Genomic DNA, 18971 nt, shown 5'->3' with positions numbered 1-18971 from the left:
CTTATCAATCAATATGATTAACGCTGTTCTACATCTTGCGTAAACTGGAGGATGATAAATTCCGCAGGTCGAACAGCAGCCAGACCGACTTTGACTACCATTTGTCCCTGATTAATTTGATCTTCTGTCATCGTAATTCCCTTGCCAATCTGCACGAAATAGGCTTCCTCTTCTTTGTTGCCCGCCAATCCGCCTTGTTGCCACAGGCTATAAAGGTAATTATTGATTGCTGCTCTAACACGTTCCCACGTTGGTTGGCTGTTAGGTTCAAACATGGCAAAGCTCATGGTGCGCTTAACATCCCGTTCAATAGTATTGAATAAACGACGCACAGGGACATAGCGCCAGTTGTCACTGTCTTCCAACGTCCTTGCTCCCCAAACGGTGGTGCCGGTATTACTGAAAGTGCGGATCATATTAATGGCACGCTTAGCGTTATACGCTCCCTGAACTTCATCCGTGACCAAAAATGCCGGTTCCAGTCCGCCTTTTAATGTAATATTGGCAGGGGCTTTCCATACCCCGCGGGAGAGATCGACGGAGGCATAAACACCAGCCATAACCGCACTCGGTGGAATAGTAATTTTTGCCCAATCCGCTTTCAGCCATGGGTAATAAACTGCCGCGAACGCGGTAGCGTCATATTTACTCTTGATGGTTTCTACATTCGTGATAGTCAGGGCTTCTTCAGGGCCATCAAAAATGGCAAATAATCCTTTTCCCGGCTGACATAAAATTGCTGCGGCTGTTTTAATATCTTCACCCGCAGCAACCAGCAAAGTGACATCATCTAAGGTTGGAACCACTTTTTCTAAATTACTGCTCTTGATGAGATAGCAATAACCTCCGCCATTAGTAAAATAGGCCCGCAGAGAAACTGACAATTTATCTTCTGCATCAAAATTATTTGATACCTTATTAAGATATTCCATCCAGGAGTTAATTCGGAATGCGGTATTTTCGGCAATAATATTATTTTTTTCATTCACTGCAAAAACAGGAACGGCTGTAGCACTACTGGATATAGATAGCGCCAGATTATTTAATTCTTCAATATAAACGCCGGGGTAACTGGTAACGGTTGTCATAAAAAATCCCTTATATGGAATGATTAACTATCAATGCCTCAAATAGCCTGCATAGTGACGCGATCAGCCGCCAGCGTAATTTCCTGAACGGCAATATCATTGCTGGTGGCATCAAAGGAAGGAGACGTTAATGAAGTAGGGAAAGCATTAGCGACATTCCAGGTCATTAATAATTCAGAACCAGCATCATTGGTTAAGCTAATGGTAATATCTTTTTTCTCAACTTGATTAAGCTGGATAGAATTAATCCAGTCAAATAACTCAGTTTTACCCGGAAAAACACCTTTACGCAGGGTAATATTAATAGGTTGATGTTGACCAGGCATTTTGAACCAATTACCTACACCGTCACGATATTCGATGGTTTCATAATTAATATCCAGACCTGAAACGCTATTGAATGGAATCTGTTCACCGCCAACAGAAACAACAAAACGATAAGAAGGAATAGGATATTCAATAGCAATTTGAGACGTACTTGTAGACATAATAGCCTCTCTTTAAATAAAAGTGATTATGGTTGATTAAATTACTTAGGGTGCAGAAAAGTATTTGTTTAGATAAAGCTACCGCCACAAAATGAAAGTAAACTCTCTTCTGAAAAAAAATTTTGTAGCGTTGTTAGTTTTATATCGGCATTGATCGTGCCGAAAATTTTATATTGAGTACATTGCCAATAATGCAAATTGCTTTTTATGCAAATTCACCTTCCCGAATTAACAAATTAATTTCTGTAGTACTTAATAACGTTTAATAACCATTAAAAATAATTCAATGAATGAATTGAAAGCACTAATCAAAAATTAACCCGAGATAAAATTAATCATAAATGGAAATTGAAGTGTGATAATTTAGATATGACGCGAATGAATGGAGGAATTAAACCGGGAAGAGATTGAAGCATTAATACATTAAATTATTTTTCTTTTATGAAAGAAAAATACCGATCCTGAAGATCGGCATATTTATTTAACAAAACCCAATTACAATGGCATACGATATTCAATCATGCCTGACTTTTCAGCCACCCAGTTATAAAGGCGCTGACCACGCAGATTCGTTTCATGTGTATGCCAGTATAACCGCCCACAATGTTGTTTTTGTGCTTCATGCTGGACAAATTCAATCAGCTTTTTACCGATATGACGCCCTCTGAACTCCGGTGAAACAAAGAGATCTTCAAGGTAACAAAAATCAGTTTCAGACCATGTAGCACGGTGATAGAGATAATGAACAAAGCCAAGAATTTTACCGCTCTCTAATGCGACCGCACAGTGCATAGGTTCTTTTACATCAAAAAATCTGGCCCACGTCCTTTCAGTAATATTTTTCGCTAAATCAACTTTATAAAAATCCTGATATGCCTGCCAATAAACCAGCCATTGTGAATAATGTTCAGGAGAAACAAATTCAACAGTAACCGGTAATAAATTATTGTTCATGATAACTCCTCTCAAATAAAAGCCATCCTATTTGATTTTTATCGTAAAAATCATAATGAAGAAATGACGGAACAATATTACAATTGCATTTGGTACTTAATAAGACACACTTTTATTATTATTTAAGGATCCACTTTATCATGGTGCGCAAATCACAATCCCCGTTTCCGCATTTACTCTTAAATAATGGCTACATTAAAGATCAGGTTTACCACACGATCAGAAATGCTATTCTTGATGGTCGGCTCACCGAAAGAACCAAAATCCCATCCACAAGAGCACTGGCTGAAATGATGGCAATTTCACGCAACTCCGTGATTGCCGGTTTTGAACGTCTGATCGATGAAGGATATTTGATAGCACGTAAAGGTTCAGGAACCTATGTATCAACCACGATCCCAGATGAATTGATCACAACAAATCCTTCTCCTGATTACCTGAAAAGAAAAGTGATTTCAGCACCAGACCTCAGCGCTACTGCAAATAGGCTGATGCCTTTCTGGGAAAAAATAAAACTAACGAGCGACCAATACCCTATATTTAACATCGGTGTCGGTTGTGTGGATCAATTTCTTCATGAATTATGGGGACAGTTAAGCGGTAGAGTCTGGCGTCACTCTAAAAAAACAATCGGGCAATTTAACCGACCTGATGGCTATCCACTACTAAAAAAAGTGCTGGCTGATTACGTTCATTCAACCCGTGGTGTAAATTGCCGCGAAGATCAAATTATTATTGTTAACGGTACTCAGCAGGCAATAAATTTAGCTGCCCGGGTATTATTACAACCTGATGATAAAGTCTGGTTAGATGACCCCGGTTATGACAGTGCCAGAGCAATATTCACCTCGATGGGCGCACAAATCGCTCCTATTCCTTCCGATGAACAAGGAATGGATATTGCTTATGGTGCAGCCAATCACTCCGATGCTAGGTTAGTTTATACCTCTCCTTCCCACCAGTTTCCGTTAGGAACTACATTGGCACTATCACGGCGTTTAGCGCTTCTTGACTGGGCTAATCAACATAATGCATGGATTTTTGAGGACGACTATAACAGTGAGTTCCGCTATTTATCTAAACCCATTCAGGCACTGCAAGGATTGGATACGACTCAACGGGTCATTTACGCCGGCACCTTTTCAAAAATGCTGTACCCCGGTTTACGCATTGGTTTTTTAGTCGTTCCAGAGGCATTAATTGATGCGTTCACGATGATGAAATACTACAGCGATACGCTCTCTGGTTATCTGGAACAGGTAGTATTAGCTCATTTCATACAAGAAGGCCATTATGCGCGCCATGTACGTCGCGTCAGAAAATTATGTTATGAAAGGCAAACCGCATTGTTTAATGCCATAAATCGATACCTTCCTCATGTTTTCGATGTGAATATCACTGATTCGGGCATCCATATGGTGTGCCGGTTAAAAGACGGTTTTACCGAAAAAGAGATTATTACAAAATGCAGGCAACTAGGTTTAGGTGCTCAGCCGTTATCACGCTACTGTATCCACTCCTTTTCTGATAAAGCGATTCTTTTCGGCTACGCGGCCCATACACCAGCCGAAATTAATGAAAATATAAAGCGACTGAGTAAATTACTGGTTTAGGTGCAATCATTGGCGGGTTAGTGATCTCTGAGTGGGGATTAATCAATATCAGCTATGTGGCAGCCGGTATTGCTGTGATAGCTATTTTCATGGTTCCGTGGGTAGCCCGACAAAGACATTAGATATACACAATGGATTTCAAGATGTGTCACGGCGGCAAGGGAGTGCCCCCCGGGAGCATAGATAACTATGTGACTGGGGTGAACGAGCGTAGCCAACAAAGAGGCAACTTGAGAGACGAAGTGTATATTTATGGTCAAGGTCAATCAGACTTGATTGACCTTGTCACTCTATCGTTGCTTCTTTATCTTTAAATTCCACTTCTTTTAATTTAAGAAAATGACATAAACTGGATTTAACATTTCCATTTACTTATGGATAAAAAAGTATAAAAATATAGCCGCTTAATCATGGAGAAGATTAATATGAAGCAATATCTATTAATAACTACAAGTCTATTATTATCTTTATTTTTAGTCTTTGGTGTCGCTCCAACACTATTTTCAGCTAAAAGTGATTTATCTGTAGTTATAGCAATTATCATTATTTTATTTGTGGTGCCTGCAATCCTTTATTTCACCATCAAAAAACTAATAAAATGGAGTAAAAATAAATGAGTATTAGAAAAGGAATTATTAAAACAATATTAGTTTCACTTATTGCAGTAGGATTGGTTGGCTGTGAGCGAGCAAAAGTACCTGCCGGAAATGTAGGGATCAAAGTCGATTTATATGGTTCAGATAAGGGAGTACAAAACGAAAAGTTAGGTACAGGAAAATATTGGCTAAGTTGGAACGAGGAAGTTTATTTGTTCCCTCTGTTTAAGCAATTACACCAATATCAAGATCCATTTTTGTTTCAAACCTCTGATTCTATGTCTGTCAGCGCATCTGTTGGCATAGAATATCGCGTAATAGAAGACAAAGTCGTTGAAGTATTTAAGACTTATCGAGCTGGCGTTAAAGAAATTACAGATAGCAATATTCGCCAATTAATTGCTGACTCTTTAATCAATCATGGCTCAAAAATGGATATTGATAAATTATCTTCCGGTGGAAAAACTCAATTACTGGAGTCAGTAACAACTGACTTGCGTAAACAATTGGAGCCTGTAGGTATTGAGATCCAGAAAGTCAGCTGGCTTGGTAAAATGGATTATCCAAATGAAGTGATTGATGCAATCAATAAGAAAAACAGAGCAGTCCAGGAAGCGCAAATGCGTAAAAATGAGGTTGAGCGCTCTAAGGCAGAAGCCGATAAAATGATTGAAGAAGCTCGCGGCCAGGCGGAGTCCATCAGGTTAAAAGCTCTGGCTGAAGCTGATGCCATCGCATTGCGCGGTGAAGCTCTCCGTAAAAATCCAGAAGTTTTGCAACTGGAAGCCGTAAATAAATGGGATGGCGTAATGCCTCAATATTTAGGCAGCGGTGCTCCTATGCCATTCCTTCAGGTAGAGAAAAAGAAATAATCAATAAAAAGGAAGGCGCTTTAAGCGCCTTTTGAACTTTATGTATTTATTAATTTTTTTACTACATTAAGATACGATCTTACTTCTTTTCGATAGTTTTACTGTTTTGCTTTTTCTTGCTCTAAACAGAGGGAAAAAGCCTATTAGAGAAAATAAAAACCCAAAGAGTGAAAAAATAAGAGTAATACCATAAAGACTAGAAAAATTATTTAATTGAGCATTAGCAGGGTTATCTTTCAAATAGATAATCTCTAATTTTTCACCAATGTTATAACTAGCTGGATTACTTCCGGAAGAGGAGGTAAATTGAACTTCTTTACCGTCTTCGGTTGTAAAGTTAATAACCGGATGATAATATTTGCTCTCTTTTTTTCTTTTAGACTTATTTGAATTTGAGATATGTAACTCTAATTTTGTTACAACTCCGGTTGTTTTCACCCCATCCAACGTAAGCACCACTGTCGATTTAGCAGAATGAAATGCACCAAAAAGAAATAAAACTCCAACAAATGCCACTAATCCTAAAAGAATTTTATATTTAGTTTCCATAGATATATTCTATTCCTTATGATCCCACCTTTTGTGGGGAAATTTATCTTTATTTCCCAATATAAACTCTTTCTTCCGGTAATAAGTTTTTGGCTAAATTCAACTGATTATTTTTTACCAACTCATGGATGTGATGTACTGTGTCGGTGATATCCGTGATATTACTAATCCAATGACTAACATAGTTTTCAACAGCCTGATTTCGCAACCCGATTTGGATTGTTCTCTGCTCTAATTTGTTCAATGATATATCCCGTTCCGGATCCCACTGAATAACAACATCACTGTGTTGTACTTTCTTTTTCCAGACATCCCTTGAATCAGAGAATTCAGAATGATAGTGGCTAATAACACCTTGCTGGATAATTTCCCGGAATCCTTCATGGGTAATATCAATGGCTAAAATGCGTTTTTGACCATCGTCTTTCATCCCCCAGCCGGATCGGTACATCATCCATAAGAATGAGGGTTTGATCCATGTCATGCGTGTCATACTAAAAGGAGGAGAAACGAAAGTATTATTTTGTATAGCGCTGTCGGCAATTGAATCTGAAAATGCCTGATATACCCGAATATATTGTTCGGTGTAAAATGCTCGAATCGGATTATCTTTATATGAAAACATATGATCTCTATTTTTACTTTTAAATAAATCAATGGTAACTAGTAATTTATAAAAATATCTATTAAATTTGTGTAACTGTACAACAGGCCTCTTTTTAAGGAAAGGTAATTTTATGTTTAGGATCACATCATGAATCGTATTGATATATATTGACATGTTGAGATTTGCACTTCCCCATATCAGAAATGTGCAAACACACGGTTTTATTCGCAAAGGGCGAGATAAATCCTGCTATCAAGAGGCGGAATTATTGCATGATATTGTTTCTTCTCTAAAAGAGACAGAAATTTGTGAGCACGATATTTATTTTTTAAATAGTCAAGCCAGATATTATTTAGAAAATGCAGATAGGGTGTGCTCTAACTATAATTATCATAAAAAAAGAATCAAAATGTTATTTGAGTTAGTGCCGGATGAAATGAGAAATAAGTTAGAATGGAAAGGGCCTGAAGATTAATGATTTTATAATAAGGTGATCATTGGGGTGATCACCTTATTATTCCAACTACTAATACTACCTAGCACCACCAATTGTCGCCGTCATTCTTATCTGGCGATTATCGGTAATTTCAAGATTAGAAAGTACAACCAATCGAGGCAGTATACGACGCAGGAAACGTGACAGTAATGGGCGCAGCGCATGGTTGACCAACAGTACCGGTGGTGCTCCCAGCATTTCCTGACGCTCCAGTGCTTCTGCCGCCTGACGCTCCAGACTTTCAGCCAGTCCCGGCTCCAGTCCGCCACCGCCCTGTAATGCCTGAAGCAGAATACGCTCAAGGTTTGCATCCAGACCAATCACTTTAATTTCATCCACGCCCGGGAACCATTGCTGAGCAATTGCTCTACCCAGTGCAATTCGGATGGCAGCTGTCAGTTCGTAAGGGTCAGTCTGTACCGGTGCATGTTCCGCCAGCGTTTCAATAACGGTTCGCATATCACGGATTGGTACTTGTTCCGCCAACAGGTTTTGCAGAACCTTATGTAAGGTCGTCAGGCTGACAACATCAGGGATAAAGTTTTCTGTCAGTTTCGGCATTTCCTGACTCACTCGTTCGAACAGTTGCTGTGCTTCATGTCTGCCGAACAGCTCACTGGAGTGCTGAGACAATAAATGGTTAAGATGTGTCGCCACAACCGTACTTGCCGCTACCACGGTATAACCCTGTACCTGAGCCTGTTCCCTTAAACTGTCATCAATCCAGACAGCAGGTAGACCGAAAGCAGGATCTTTCGTCAGGTCACCCTGTAAATCACCGACTGCTCCGCCCGGATTAATTGCCAGCCAACGTCCCGGATGGGCTTCACCACGACCAATTTCTACCCCTTTCATCATGATGCGATAGCTTGCAGGAGCAAGTTCAAGATTGTCACGGATATGGACAACAGGCGGTAAATAACCCACTTCCTGTGCGAATTTTTTACGGATACCGCTGATACGACCAAGCAACTCGCCATTCTGACGAAAATCCACCATCGGGATCAAACGGTAACCGACTTCCATTCCCAGTGGGTCTTCCAACTGGACATCAGACCATGAAGCTTCAGCGGTTTGCTGTTGCTCTTCCACCGCTTTCATCTCTTCATGTTGTGCCGTAAGCGGATCTTTGTCCTTACGCAACAGGAAGTAACCGACTCCCGCTAATGCAGCAGTGAACAACAGGAAAACAAAGTTAGGCATTCCCGGAACTAAACCAAGTAAACCTAATACACCAGCACTCAACATTAAAACTTTAGGATTGTTGAAAAGCTGAGTCACCATCTGCTGACCAACATCTTCGTCAGTCGCTACGCGAGTAACGATAACACCCGCAGCGGTAGAGATGATCAACGCCGGTAACTGGGCAACCAGACCGTCACCAATGGTCAGCAACGTATAGGCTTCCGCAGCATCACCCAGGCTCATATTGTGCTGGGCAACACCAACAATTAAGCCACCGATGATATTGATCACCAGAATCATTAATCCGGCAATGGCATCTCCGCGCACGAATTTACTCGCACCATCCATTGAACCGTAGAAATCAGCTTCTTGTGTCACTTCTGCGCGGCGTTTTTTCGCTTCATCTTCACCAATCAATCCGGCATTCAAATCAGCATCAATCGCCATCTGTTTGCCGGGCATTCCATCAAGTACAAAGCGCGCACCGACTTCGGCGATACGCCCCGCACCTTTGGTGATTACCATAAAGTTAATCAGGATAAGAATGACGAACACAACAATACCAATGGCAAAGTTACCACCGACAAGAAAATGGCCGAAAGCTTCTACCACCTGCCCTGCCGCCGCTGATCCGGTATGTCCTTCCATCAGAATGATACGTGTAGAAGCGACGTTCAGTGACAGACGCAATAAAGTCGAAAACAGCAGGATTGTCGGAAAAGCAGCAAAATCCAGTGTCCGACGCGTAAACATCGCTACCAGCAAAACCATGATGGAAAGTGCAATGTTGAATGTGAACAGGAGATCGAGCAGGAATGGTGGTAACGGTAGTACCATCATCGACAGGATCATGAGGATCAGTACAGGCCCCGCAAGCATTTGCCACTCGGAACCTTTCATATTCCCCGGTAAACGATTCCCTGATAAACGTAATAATGAGGCCAGATTAGCCATGACGATTATTTTCTCCAGCAAAATCCAGTGCTGGCGGCACTGGCAGATTTTCAGGTGTTTTTGGTTTCAGGCCACCTTCCCGTTTCCAACGTTTCAATTGGTAAACCCAGGCAAGCACTTCAGCAACGGCAGCATAAAGTGCTGCCGGAATAAAGCCCCCCACTTCAGCATGACGGAATAACGCCCTTGCTAATGGAGGCGCTTCCAATAACGGAATTCGATTCTCCGCACCAATCTCTTTGATACGCAAAGCAATAAGCCCAGCCCCTTTCGCCAGTACTTTAGGTGCGCCCATTTTGTTACTGTCATACCGTAAAGCTACTGCGTAGTGAGTCGGGTTCGTGACAATGACATCCGCTTTCGGCACATCCGCCATCATGCGCTTACGTGCAGCCGCACGCTGCTGTTGGCGAATCCGCGCCTTTACATGTGGATCCCCTTCCTGCTCCTTAAATTCATCCTTGATCTCCTGACGGGTCATTCTCAGTTTTTTCAGGTGGCTGCGGATCTGATAAAGCACGTCAAACGCCACCATTGGTATCAGCATAAACAGGACAATGTAGCCTGCAAAAATCAGCATCATCATGGCATCACTCAACGCCACCAGCGGTGGCTGAGTTGTCAGGTTCAGCATGGCAGGCCAGTTTGCCCAGATAAATAGTGCGGCCCCTCCTCCTACCAATGACGCTTTCAGAATTGCCTTGAACAACTCTGCCAACGCATTCATGGAGAAGATCTTCTTCAGACCAGCAATCGGATTCAGTTTAGTCAGATCAAATTTGATGGATTTCGAACTGAATATCAGCCCGCCCATTAACGTTGGTGCGCTCAGGGCAATCAAAACCAATCCGGTAAACACAGGTAATACTGCCCAGACAGCCTGTTTCAACAAGCGACCAACCTGTTGCACCATCTGTTTATCATTACTGACCATGTTATGGTCAAAATTAAATCCTTCGAATACCATCAATGAAAGTTCGTGGGTGAGTGATTGTCCGCTCATCCAGAGCAAACTGACACCTCCCGCTAACATCAGGATAGAAGTGAGTTCCTTCGAACGCGCTATCTGCCCCTCTTTTCGAGCTTTTTCCCGTTTATGGGGCGTGGGTTCTTCGGTTTTTTCGAGATCGCTATCTTCAGCCACAGCTTTCCTTGGTAAGCATTCGTTATTGCATGCAGGAAATTTGCCCTTAACAAGCTTCAGCAAAGGGCAAATAAAATATTGCTAAGCATGACAAAAGCGACGAAATTCAATGGCGGGAACACTGCGGAATTTGCGGGGATATTTGGGGCATTATACGCCCCATGAATTAAAAGTATTCAGTGCAGCCAATAAGGTAAGAATTTCGAAGGTGGCAGATAGATGAAACTCACACCTTACTGACGGTAAAACGCCGTGCCCATATCAAAATAATAACTAGTACGGCCAGTGGCAAACCGTGGAATATGATAATGACACTGGAAGGTGGCAGCCAGACGTAGAACGGTGCGACCAATAGCATTCCTATCCCAAAACCTGTCATTTGCAGTAAGGTCAGAAGACTGAAAATGGGCAATCGCAGGCTTTCCGGCTCACTTTGTGCCCGGGAAATTAAACTCACTTCTGCAATACCATCCCCAATACCTGCCCAGACTGCAAATAACAGTAACCAAAGCTGGTCGGTTTGCTGGAAAGTCAGGATAAAGCCCGTTGACATCAATGCAACACCGAGAAAAAACAGTTTTTCCATTTTCAATAAGTTGCGACTACGTAGCAAATAACTGGCTAAACGCGCACCACTGAATTTTCCCACCGCCCATGTCGCCAATAACAGGCCCATTACCGTACTGGCATTATCCGGATTCAGGAGCTTGGAAATGATAGGAAAACCGACGTTATGGGCAGCACTGCCCAGTGTATCCGCCAGACTGAGAAATAACATTCCGGCCAGTATCGGTGCTCCACGTAACCCAAGACGTAATTCTCGCCATTCGTTCCCTAAGGCCCGTGTTCCCTGTGACTCAGGTTTGGTGAGAAAACGCAGTGGCATAATCAATATTGCCGCCACCAGATAGGTAATGATGTTGACAATAAAAACCATTTCGTAACCACTGCCGGCAACCAGTAAACCGGATATCAGGCTGCCAAGTACTGCGCCGGTGGCCGCAACGGAAGTCAGCCAGGAATTCGTTGATATACGTTGTGAAGCACATACCCAATGTGGAAGCTGACTGTTTAACCCGATGGCAAACATTGAGTTACCCAGCCCAATTCCAAAAGCAATCGCCGGTAAGATCAATAATTGCTGTGAAACCGGAATTATCAGTAACAAGCACAGCAATAAAACCCGCAAGAAATCGAAACAAACGAGCGGCCATCGCCCTGCATATCGCCGGAAAAAAGGGGTTCCAATTAAACTGGCAATAACCCCACCAGCAACACGACAAGCCAGAAAAATACTGACGTGCATGACACTGTTACTCAGCAGGTAAACGTAGGTGGATAACGCCACCATATTCAGAAATGCGCCAAAATCAGAGACAAACCTCGCACTCACGATAAATAACGCATTACGGCCAGATCCACGCACATTCAAACTATTTTCCTGACTTAACATTATTATTAGCTCTCTTATTATTCAGGAGACTGCCGGAAGGTGACCAACAATAAATCCCGAAATGCCTCAGAGGTAGGAGATATTTGCCGAACATTGCTTGCCCGATGATAAAGTTGTTTGTCATCTATTGCGAGCGTTTCCAGAAACTTAGTCATCGCTGTTTGCAGTAAAGGCGGGGCTTCATCGCTACTTACATGAACCTCAGAAATCACAGGAGCAATATTATTGCCCTGAATAAAATGCATAAAAATCCACTCCTGCCCGTCCTGATGAATACCCGAAGTCGTCGGGCTCTCTTTACCTGACAAGGCTTTGACCCGGAATTGGTGAATATCAATTGAATAGCGATAACCTTTTACTAATCGTTTGCCTAAGATAGCAATATTCGTTGAAAGAATATGTTGCATAATAGGATGGTTAATAAACCCTTCTTCCACATAACTAAGCTGGTTAGCTCCTTTTGTATATTCAACGTCATAGATTACTGATGAACGATATTCACTATCTCGGTTAAGTTGCAAAGAATTTTCCATACCGGGATAATAATGGTAGCGCAGAATTCGCCTTTCCCTATGCGTATAGCTTTTGAAATTCTGATCCAACGCTAAATTATTCCAATAATTTTTAAATGTTCTGGCATCTTCTTCATAATATGAAATCAGTTCATCAAAATGAGGAATATGGCAATAATGCTCATCCATTAATTGTGCCGAAATTTCTGCAATTCGCATGAGTGACAGCCCTTATAAAATTGGAGTAATAATGGGTTTTACATGCTGTATTATTTCATCGTGTAATGCATAGGCATGGAAAGCATCATCAACTTTTGCCCAGCACCTTATCAGGTAATGTTCTTCTGTTTCCGCATCAATATAACAACCAGCCGGCTGAGTCCGGCATTCGATGACACACGCTTTGTTTTTGATATACTCAATATTTTCTATTCCATGAAAATAACCACTATTTTCCGGATAAATAGCTAACATGGAGTAATGCTGTTTGCCTGTCATCGCCTGTTTTTGGCCTTGTTTAATCTGAGCATCAATATCTTTCTCATGCAAAAGAATAGAAAGATAAAGCTGGTAAGGATTTAATCCTGCAACATCACGAAATGCGGTACTTACAAATAAACCACCAAGCCGCGGATTAATTTCAATAACTATCGGGCCATCTGCCGTCATGCGGAATTCAAGATGAGCAATAGAATAGTTCAATCCGACAGCTTGTATGCAGGCAATGGCATAATCTCTGATTTGTTCCTGTTCTTTTTCGGTAAATGAAACAGGCGGAGAAATAAGCAGATTCTCTAATATCGTATTATTTTTTTCAGTCAAAATCAGTTTTTCATTTATTAATATCGGATAAGTTTCATCCTGAGTCATTACACACTCAACTGTACCTTCAATACCCTCAATATATTCTTCCAGCAGCATACTTTGTCCGGGCTGATTGAGGAGTGATATACCCTCAGCGGTAAAATAGGTCTCAGTCATTCCCAGAAACTGAATTGAAGCGGTAGATTTATACTGTATTTTAAATAATTGGTAATGAGATTGTAATTCAGACCAGTTATTGCATTTCTTAATAAAAACTGAACCTGCGCCAAAAGGTGGTTTTGCTATAACCGGATAACCAATGATTTCTGCCTGCTTATATAATTCCTCTTCACTATTACACAATGCATAATTTATTGATCTAATTCCGTGCTTTTGTAATGCCTGACGCATAAGGAATTTGTTGTTACAGGCAGCAATAGAACCAGAAGACGTGTGAGGTATCCCGATTTTTTGGCAAATTTCAGCAATAATACAGCCCAACTGCCCATAGGCAGAAGCCTGTCCCGCGTAACATAGAATTGCGCACAAGTTATAAGTTTGTTGCAAGCTAATAACAAACTCCAGCAAGGATTCAGCCGATAATGATGCCAGGAAAAAAACTTCATCACTGTCAACAAAAAGCCGTTCTGTATTCTGACGGCCTTTATGCGCTACCGTCAGGCAAGAGATTCCCATCTTTTTTGCTTCTGCAAAGTGAGGTTCCCGGTAGTAATAACGTGTTACATCCGCTTCATCAATATCAACAAATAGGATTGCATTTGGTTTCATTTGGTATCCTTAAAATGCATAGTCTATATACCCTTAGTATTTCAGATAGCTGGATGACTGACTTTCAGCCGTCAGCGCCCTGAAATCTATCGGGTATAAAGTTATTTTTAGATTTATTCAATCAATCGATAATAAAACAACAAATGGAATTAATTATCTAACCATTCACATTGCTCATCTTTCCAATTGATAAAGCGGTAATAAGATTTATCACCACTGATTTCAAAACGAGGCATTTCATCAGGATGAGTAAATAGCGGGACGGTAAATTTCCCTTTCATATGTGGCAGAACATATTCCGGCAAAGCAATATTAGAAACCCGCCGTTTGAGCCTTTTCATTATGGCGATGCCATCATTGATTGAAGCTTTATATTCAGACGATCCCGGCGAGAAAGGCATAAAGTGATAAAGGTAGTAAGGTTTCACACCGATACGATAAAGCGCTATAAATAACTTATGCAGTGTTTCTTCACTATCATTAATTCCACGTAAAAAAGGCATATTGGAAAAAACAATCGGCACAACTTGTTGGATGCGACGCACCGCAGACTGGAATTCCTCACTGATTTCCAGTGGATGACAAATATGCACACCAAAGGCATTAACCCGATATTTTTCCAGAGCTTCTAACAGATTATCGGTAATACGGTAAGGATTAAAAGTGAGAGCACGGGAATGAATACGAATTAACAGATCATCCCTGATTTCTCTGATAGCTGCGAGGGATTCAGCTAATTTGTTATCCGTCAGCATAAGGGGATCACCGCCGCTCAGGATAACTTCTTCGATTGAAGGCGTATTCTTGATGTATTCGATGGATTGCTGGAAGGAATTACGACCTGCATTGGATTTTTCTGAATCAACTTTCAATGTTCGCAGAGCTTCAAAACAGAACTGACAGTAGGAATTACAGGCATTCACCATGCGCAAAATGACTCGATTGTCATATTTATGCTGGCAAATAGGGGTTTTCATTTCATGATTCAGTTCCCAGTTTTCTGATTCCCCATCATAACCATTCAGCTTTTCTTCACTCCAGAACGGAACAACTTGCCGCCAGAGCGGGCTTGCGGTGATATCGTCAGATTGGCTGGTAGCTAAAATACGACGCAGATAATAAGGGGTAATCTGCATCTTTTGCCCATGTAGATTATGTTGAATACGCTGGGTTATTTCTTCGCTCCATCCGCCACAGGCTAAACGTAAAGCTTCTTCATCACGGATGGCATTTTTTTGCTGCCAGCGCCAGTCAATCCAGTTTTCAGTTGAAGTAGTCAAAATTTGCTGAGAATGAGGTACGACATGACTATAGTTCATTATTGCCTCTAATTTTCATTATTATATTAATTATGCACCTCTCATAAATAGCATACTCCCATATCTCAATCTGTGCGTTAGGCCTGATAACACTCAGCTGGAGATATAGGAGCCATTTCAATTTATAGCTTTTATTTAATAATTATTAATCTGTTTTCATTGCCGTTTTAATTTCAATGCTGTTTGCCTTAATTTCAAGGCTGTCCGCATTCACATCATGGATATGATCTTTGGTCAAACGGTATACCACCGGGCTTAACAGGGCAATCGCAATTAAGTTAGGGATAGCCATCATTGCATTGAGTGTATCTGCTAATAGCCAAACTAAGCTTAGTGACTGAGTCGCGCCAATTGGCAGGGCAATGATCCAGACAATACGAAAAGGTGTAATGGCTTTCGTTCCAAATAAGTACTGGATACATTTTTCACCGTAGAAACTCCAGCCTAAGATGGTTGTGAAAGCAAAGATAGCCAGAGCAATCGCAACAAGATAGTGCCCTCCCGGAATCACTGCTGAGAAAGAACTTGCTGTTAGTGTTGCGCCGGTTTCTCCTGTCAGCCAGCCGCCGGTAATAACAATTGTCAGCCCGGTAATGGAGCAAACTACAATGGTATCGATAAAAGTACCCAACATGGCGATTAAGCCCTGTCGGATAGGGTTTTGAGTTTTTGCTGCTGCGTGAGCGATAGGCGCACTTCCCATACCGGCTTCGTTAGAGAATACACCACGGGCAATACCAAAGCGGATTGCAGCCCAGACTGCTGCACCGGCAAATCCACCCTGAGCCGCAACAGGAGTAAACGCAGACTTAATGATCAAGGCGATTGCTTCCGGAATAGCGGTCACGTTAAGCCCCAGAACGATAATCCCGATCGCCAAGTAACCGACGGTCATCACAGGCACCAGCTTACCTGCAACATCAGAGATACGCTTAATGCCACCAATCAGTACCGCACCAACCAGAAGAACCAGTGCAACGGCAGTAATGGCTTTATCAATACCAAAGCTACTGTGTAGTACTTCAGCAACCGAGTTGGCCTGTACTGTATTACCAATACCAAAACCGGCCATGCTGCCAAATAAGGCAAATAACGTTCCCAGCCAGACCCATTTTTTTCCTAATCCGTTTTTGATGTAGTACATGGGGCCGCCCACGTAGTTACCGTTTTTGTCTGTTTCACGGTAACGTACCGCCAGCACAGCTTCAGAATATTTAGTCGCCATTCCTACCAATGCCGTCATCCACATCCAGAACAGTGCTCCGGGCCCACCCATGACAATGGCGGTCGCTACCCCGGCAATGTTTCCTGTACCTATTGTTGCGGATAATGCGGTCATTAATGCATTAAAAGGTGAAATCTGTCCTTCACCACGTTGTTTGTTTTTTTGAAAAAGTAATTTGAAACCTGTTCCTAATTTACGGATAGGCAGGAAAGACAGGCGGATTTGCATGAAAATACCAATGCCCAGAAGACCAATCAACATTGGTACTCCCCATACAACCCCGTTTATTGCACCTAACCATTGTGTGATCAGCTCCATATACAACCCTCGGAATTATAAATAACAAGTTAGCAACAAAATTGTTTCAACTAAATAAAGAGCATTTTGAGAAAATAATCGAGAACTAATTGCTAACTCTTGTTAATAAAACTTAATACTGTGAGTATGATCACCGAGTCAGGCGGCATGTTAATGATTTTATTTAATACTGCCCTGCGCTATAACAAAATCAAGGACAAAGCACTATTTTGTGAATTTTTATCACGTAATTTGGTAAATTTTAGGTTTTTATAATGCAAAAATCGGTATTATTTCCTTATGAATAGTTCATTACATAATTAAGGGTGATCCGTGGCAAAAATTGGTTATATCAGGGTATCAACAAGTGACCAGAATAGTGATTTACAAAGAAATGCATTAGCCAATATCCACTGTGAAATGATTTTTGAAGATAAAATCAGTGGAAGAACCGCCAATCGTCCGGGATTAAAACGTGCATTGAAGCATCTGAAATCTGGCGATACGCTGGTTGTCTGGAAGCTGGATCGTCTGGGACGCAGTGTAAAAAATCTGGTGACATTAATTTCAGAACTGAATGAACAGGGAATTCATTTCCAAAGTCTGACGGATAGTATTGATACCAGTACCGCTATGGGGCGTTTTTTCTTCCATGTGATGAGTGCACTGGCAGAAATGGAACGTGAGTTAATCGTCGAAAGAACAAATGCAGGCTTGGCTGCGGCCCGGGAACAAGGAAGGATCGGCGGACGACCTGTCAGATTTACCGAAGAAGATCGGCAACAGGCCGCCAGATTACTGCATAAAGGCCATACCCGAAAGCAACTATCCATTATTTATGATGTATCACTGTCAACCATTTATAAATATTTACCCGTGAATTTAGCCTCTACGTCAACCCTTTCAGAGTAAAAACTACGGCTCTGGCTAGCGGCACTGTAAAAAATCGTTGATAACGCTCACCCATTCTGTTGGGTTTTCCAGCGGTACAGCATGACCACTCTTCACTTCCCTGTACTGGCTGTTTTTCACAGACTGATGAACTTCTCGTACCAGATAAGGCGGGATAAGCGTATCGTGACTTAAGCCGATAATTAATGTGTCTTTATTTATCCGGGTCAGGTGATCTTCGATATTTACTGATAACCCCAGAGCTATGCGTTTGCCCGTCTCTTTTTCTGAGGGCCTGGCACAGATTTGATTGAGAGTATCCTGCCCCAGCGATGAAATAAATTCCGGGCTAAGAACATGGGATAAGCCAAAGGCAGCTGCTAAAACCTGATCACTATTTTCAAGTTTTAACCAGGTTGTGAACATCAACCTAAAATAGGGATCGTCATTGGTTGCCCACGGAGCAGTCAATACCAGCCGATTCACTAATTGTGGATGAGTCGCGGCAACAACCGCAGCAACCACTGCCCCCAAAGAGAACCCCACTAAATCCACAGGTTCATCGCTACTATCATCGATAACTGAGACTACTTGCTCTGCAAGGTGTTCAATCGTCAGCTCACCGGATGGCAAACTGGAATTACCACAGCCCGCATAGTCAGGGATAATAACTGTCCGGTCACGATTAAATGGAGTTTTTATCTTTCCAAAACTACTATTTCCATCGCTATTTGTACCATGCAGAAGCATTACTGGATTCTGGGAATTTTCCTGATTTTCACTAAAGTCTTTACGATAAGAAACAAATGAATCTGCCAAATGGATCGTTTTTTCGATCGTATGCACTGTCCATTACCCCGCCTAGATTTAAATGGTGTTGTTTTATACACTAAATCAACCAGATAACACTGTGACCTATTCCAAAATCCAGCATATTGGGTATGCGCATACCATCAGATTTAATGAATTTGCTGATTCTTTAACTCTATCATTTTGTTTATTTCTTTTGCGTTCCAGCCAGGTCCTGTATAGACACTATGATGCTGGCTGTACCACCATTCAGGCATCGTATCTGGGAACATTGTGTAATTGCTATCAGCGCACGCAGATAGCAAAGCGCTAATAGCAAAAATTG

General features: G+C 41.6%; 18 protein-coding genes. 5 read left to right on the top strand and 13 right to left on the bottom strand.

The window, feature by feature from the left end; translation table 11 throughout:
• Positions 1-17: 17 nt before the first annotated feature.
• The 3 genes from AACX38_RS08550 to AACX38_RS08540 form a co-directional block, all read right to left on the bottom strand.
• On the bottom strand, positions 18-1088 hold the full coding sequence (locus AACX38_RS08550; RefSeq protein WP_228864009.1) for a phage tail sheath family protein: 1071 nt from the start codon (positions 1086-1088) through the stop codon (positions 18-20).
• Between the two features lie 38 nt (positions 1089-1126).
• Positions 1127-1576, bottom strand: coding sequence for a phage tail protein (locus AACX38_RS08545; protein WP_228864008.1), 450 nt, complete (start codon positions 1574-1576; stop codon positions 1127-1129).
• Between the two features lie 495 nt (positions 1577-2071).
• Complete coding sequence (locus AACX38_RS08540; RefSeq protein ID WP_228864007.1) at positions 2072-2530, bottom strand: GNAT family N-acetyltransferase; 459 nt, start codon at positions 2528-2530, stop codon at positions 2072-2074.
• Positions 2531-2670: 140 nt separating this feature from the next.
• On the opposite strand from AACX38_RS08540, the gene pdxR reads away from it, so the two are divergent.
• From pdxR to AACX38_RS08525, 3 genes are all read left to right on the top strand, one after another.
• On the top strand, positions 2671-4143 hold the full coding sequence (pdxR, locus tag AACX38_RS08535; RefSeq protein ID WP_228864006.1) for a MocR-like pyridoxine biosynthesis transcription factor PdxR: 1473 nt from the start codon (positions 2671-2673) through the stop codon (positions 4141-4143).
• A gap of 425 nt (positions 4144-4568) precedes the next feature.
• Positions 4569-4760, top strand: a complete 192-nt coding sequence (locus AACX38_RS08530; RefSeq protein ID WP_099124252.1) for a hypothetical protein — start codon at positions 4569-4571, stop codon at positions 4758-4760.
• On the top strand, positions 4757-5611 hold the full coding sequence (locus AACX38_RS08525) for an SPFH domain-containing protein (RefSeq protein ID WP_228864005.1): 855 nt from the start codon (positions 4757-4759) through the stop codon (positions 5609-5611). The genes AACX38_RS08530 and AACX38_RS08525 overlap by 4 nt, the downstream gene beginning before the upstream one ends.
• A gap of 66 nt (positions 5612-5677) precedes the next feature.
• Here AACX38_RS08525 and AACX38_RS08520 read toward each other — a convergent pair whose 3' ends face one another.
• Entirely contained in the window at positions 5678-6160 is a 483-nt protein-coding gene (locus AACX38_RS08520) for a DUF3592 domain-containing protein (RefSeq protein WP_228864004.1), read from the bottom strand.
• A gap of 49 nt (positions 6161-6209) precedes the next feature.
• Complete coding sequence (locus tag AACX38_RS08515) at positions 6210-6785, bottom strand: DUF4291 domain-containing protein (protein WP_228864003.1); 576 nt, start codon at positions 6783-6785, stop codon at positions 6210-6212.
• Between the two features lie 154 nt (positions 6786-6939).
• Here AACX38_RS08515 and AACX38_RS08510 point away from each other — a divergent pair, with 154 nt between their 5' ends.
• Positions 6940-7242 carry a hypothetical protein gene (locus AACX38_RS08510; protein ID WP_228864002.1) on the top strand — a complete coding sequence of 101 codons (303 nt, stop codon included), beginning with the start codon at positions 6940-6942 and terminating at the stop codon, positions 7240-7242.
• A gap of 57 nt (positions 7243-7299) precedes the next feature.
• Here the strand turns inward: AACX38_RS08510 and flhA are convergent, their stop codons facing one another.
• The 7 genes from flhA to AACX38_RS08475 all read right to left on the bottom strand — a co-directional run bounded on the left by flhA (position 7300) and on the right by AACX38_RS08475 (position 16966).
• Positions 7300-9285 carry a flagellar biosynthesis protein FlhA gene (flhA, locus tag AACX38_RS08505; RefSeq protein WP_370630627.1) on the bottom strand — a complete coding sequence of 662 codons (1986 nt, stop codon included), beginning with the start codon at positions 9283-9285 and terminating at the stop codon, positions 7300-7302.
• A gap of 109 nt (positions 9286-9394) precedes the next feature.
• Complete coding sequence (gene flhB / locus AACX38_RS08500; RefSeq protein WP_228864001.1) at positions 9395-10546, bottom strand: flagellar biosynthesis protein FlhB; 1152 nt, start codon at positions 10544-10546, stop codon at positions 9395-9397.
• Positions 10547-10772: 226 nt separating this feature from the next.
• A complete protein-coding gene (locus AACX38_RS08495; RefSeq protein WP_228864000.1) occupies positions 10773-11999 on the bottom strand; it encodes an MFS transporter in 1227 nt (408 codons plus the stop codon).
• A gap of 17 nt (positions 12000-12016) precedes the next feature.
• A complete protein-coding gene (locus tag AACX38_RS08490) occupies positions 12017-12730 on the bottom strand; it encodes a 2OG-Fe dioxygenase family protein (RefSeq protein WP_228863999.1) in 714 nt (237 codons plus the stop codon).
• 12 nt (positions 12731-12742) lie between these two features.
• Positions 12743-14104: an ATP-grasp domain-containing protein gene (locus tag AACX38_RS08485; protein ID WP_228863998.1), complete on the bottom strand. Its 1362-nt coding sequence runs from the start codon at positions 14102-14104 to the stop codon at positions 12743-12745.
• Positions 14105-14253: 149 nt separating this feature from the next.
• Positions 14254-15423 (bottom strand): KamA family radical SAM protein, encoded by a 1170-nt coding sequence (locus AACX38_RS08480; protein ID WP_228863997.1) that lies wholly within the window; start codon positions 15421-15423, stop codon positions 14254-14256.
• Positions 15424-15568: 145 nt separating this feature from the next.
• Positions 15569-16966: an alanine/glycine:cation symporter family protein gene (locus AACX38_RS08475; RefSeq protein ID WP_228863996.1), complete on the bottom strand. Its 1398-nt coding sequence runs from the start codon at positions 16964-16966 to the stop codon at positions 15569-15571.
• A gap of 312 nt (positions 16967-17278) precedes the next feature.
• On the opposite strand from AACX38_RS08475, the gene AACX38_RS08470 reads away from it, so the two are divergent.
• Complete coding sequence (locus tag AACX38_RS08470) at positions 17279-17857, top strand: recombinase family protein (RefSeq protein ID WP_099124242.1); 579 nt, start codon at positions 17279-17281, stop codon at positions 17855-17857.
• A 15-nt stretch (positions 17858-17872) separates the two neighbouring features.
• On the opposite strand, the gene AACX38_RS08465 is transcribed toward AACX38_RS08470, so the two are convergent.
• Positions 17873-18682: an alpha/beta fold hydrolase gene (locus AACX38_RS08465; RefSeq protein WP_228863995.1), complete on the bottom strand. Its 810-nt coding sequence runs from the start codon at positions 18680-18682 to the stop codon at positions 17873-17875.
• Positions 18683-18971: the final 289 nt, after the last annotated feature.

This window comes from Xenorhabdus sp. PB30.3, assembly GCF_963895965.1.
In the GTDB taxonomy this organism is placed as follows: domain Bacteria; phylum Pseudomonadota; class Gammaproteobacteria; order Enterobacterales; family Enterobacteriaceae; genus Xenorhabdus; species Xenorhabdus stockiae.
This window is presented reverse-complemented; position numbering and strand designations above follow the sequence as displayed.

What these genes read in the sequence shown, in the direction of transcription:
- AACX38_RS08550 (WP_228864009.1), bottom strand. Translation starts at nt 1,088, where the DNA reads ATGACAACCGTTACCAGTTACCCCGGCGTTTATATTGAAGAATTAAAT.
- AACX38_RS08545 (WP_228864008.1), bottom strand. Translation starts at nt 1,576, where the DNA reads ATGTCTACAAGTACGTCTCAAATTGCTATTGAATATCCTATTCCTTCT.
- AACX38_RS08540 (WP_228864007.1), bottom strand. Translation starts at nt 2,530, where the DNA reads ATGAACAATAATTTATTACCGGTTACTGTTGAATTTGTTTCTCCTGAA.
- pdxR (WP_228864006.1), top strand. Translation starts at nt 2,671, where the DNA reads ATGGTGCGCAAATCACAATCCCCGTTTCCGCATTTACTCTTAAATAAT.
- AACX38_RS08530 (WP_099124252.1), top strand. Translation starts at nt 4,569, where the DNA reads ATGAAGCAATATCTATTAATAACTACAAGTCTATTATTATCTTTATTT.
- AACX38_RS08525 (WP_228864005.1), top strand. Translation starts at nt 4,757, where the DNA reads ATGAGTATTAGAAAAGGAATTATTAAAACAATATTAGTTTCACTTATT.
- AACX38_RS08520 (WP_228864004.1), bottom strand. Translation starts at nt 6,160, where the DNA reads ATGGAAACTAAATATAAAATTCTTTTAGGATTAGTGGCATTTGTTGGA.
- AACX38_RS08515 (WP_228864003.1), bottom strand. Translation starts at nt 6,785, where the DNA reads ATGTTTTCATATAAAGATAATCCGATTCGAGCATTTTACACCGAACAA.
- AACX38_RS08510 (WP_228864002.1), top strand. Translation starts at nt 6,940, where the DNA reads ATGTTGAGATTTGCACTTCCCCATATCAGAAATGTGCAAACACACGGT.
- flhA (WP_370630627.1), bottom strand. Translation starts at nt 9,285, where the DNA reads ATGGTACTACCGTTACCACCATTCCTGCTCGATCTCCTGTTCACATTC.
- AACX38_RS08495 (WP_228864000.1), bottom strand. Translation starts at nt 11,999, where the DNA reads ATGTTAAGTCAGGAAAATAGTTTGAATGTGCGTGGATCTGGCCGTAAT.
- AACX38_RS08490 (WP_228863999.1), bottom strand. Translation starts at nt 12,730, where the DNA reads ATGCGAATTGCAGAAATTTCGGCACAATTAATGGATGAGCATTATTGC.
- AACX38_RS08485 (WP_228863998.1), bottom strand. Translation starts at nt 14,104, where the DNA reads ATGAAACCAAATGCAATCCTATTTGTTGATATTGATGAAGCGGATGTA.
- AACX38_RS08480 (WP_228863997.1), bottom strand. Translation starts at nt 15,423, where the DNA reads ATGAACTATAGTCATGTCGTACCTCATTCTCAGCAAATTTTGACTACT.
- AACX38_RS08475 (WP_228863996.1), bottom strand. Translation starts at nt 16,966, where the DNA reads ATGGAGCTGATCACACAATGGTTAGGTGCAATAAACGGGGTTGTATGG.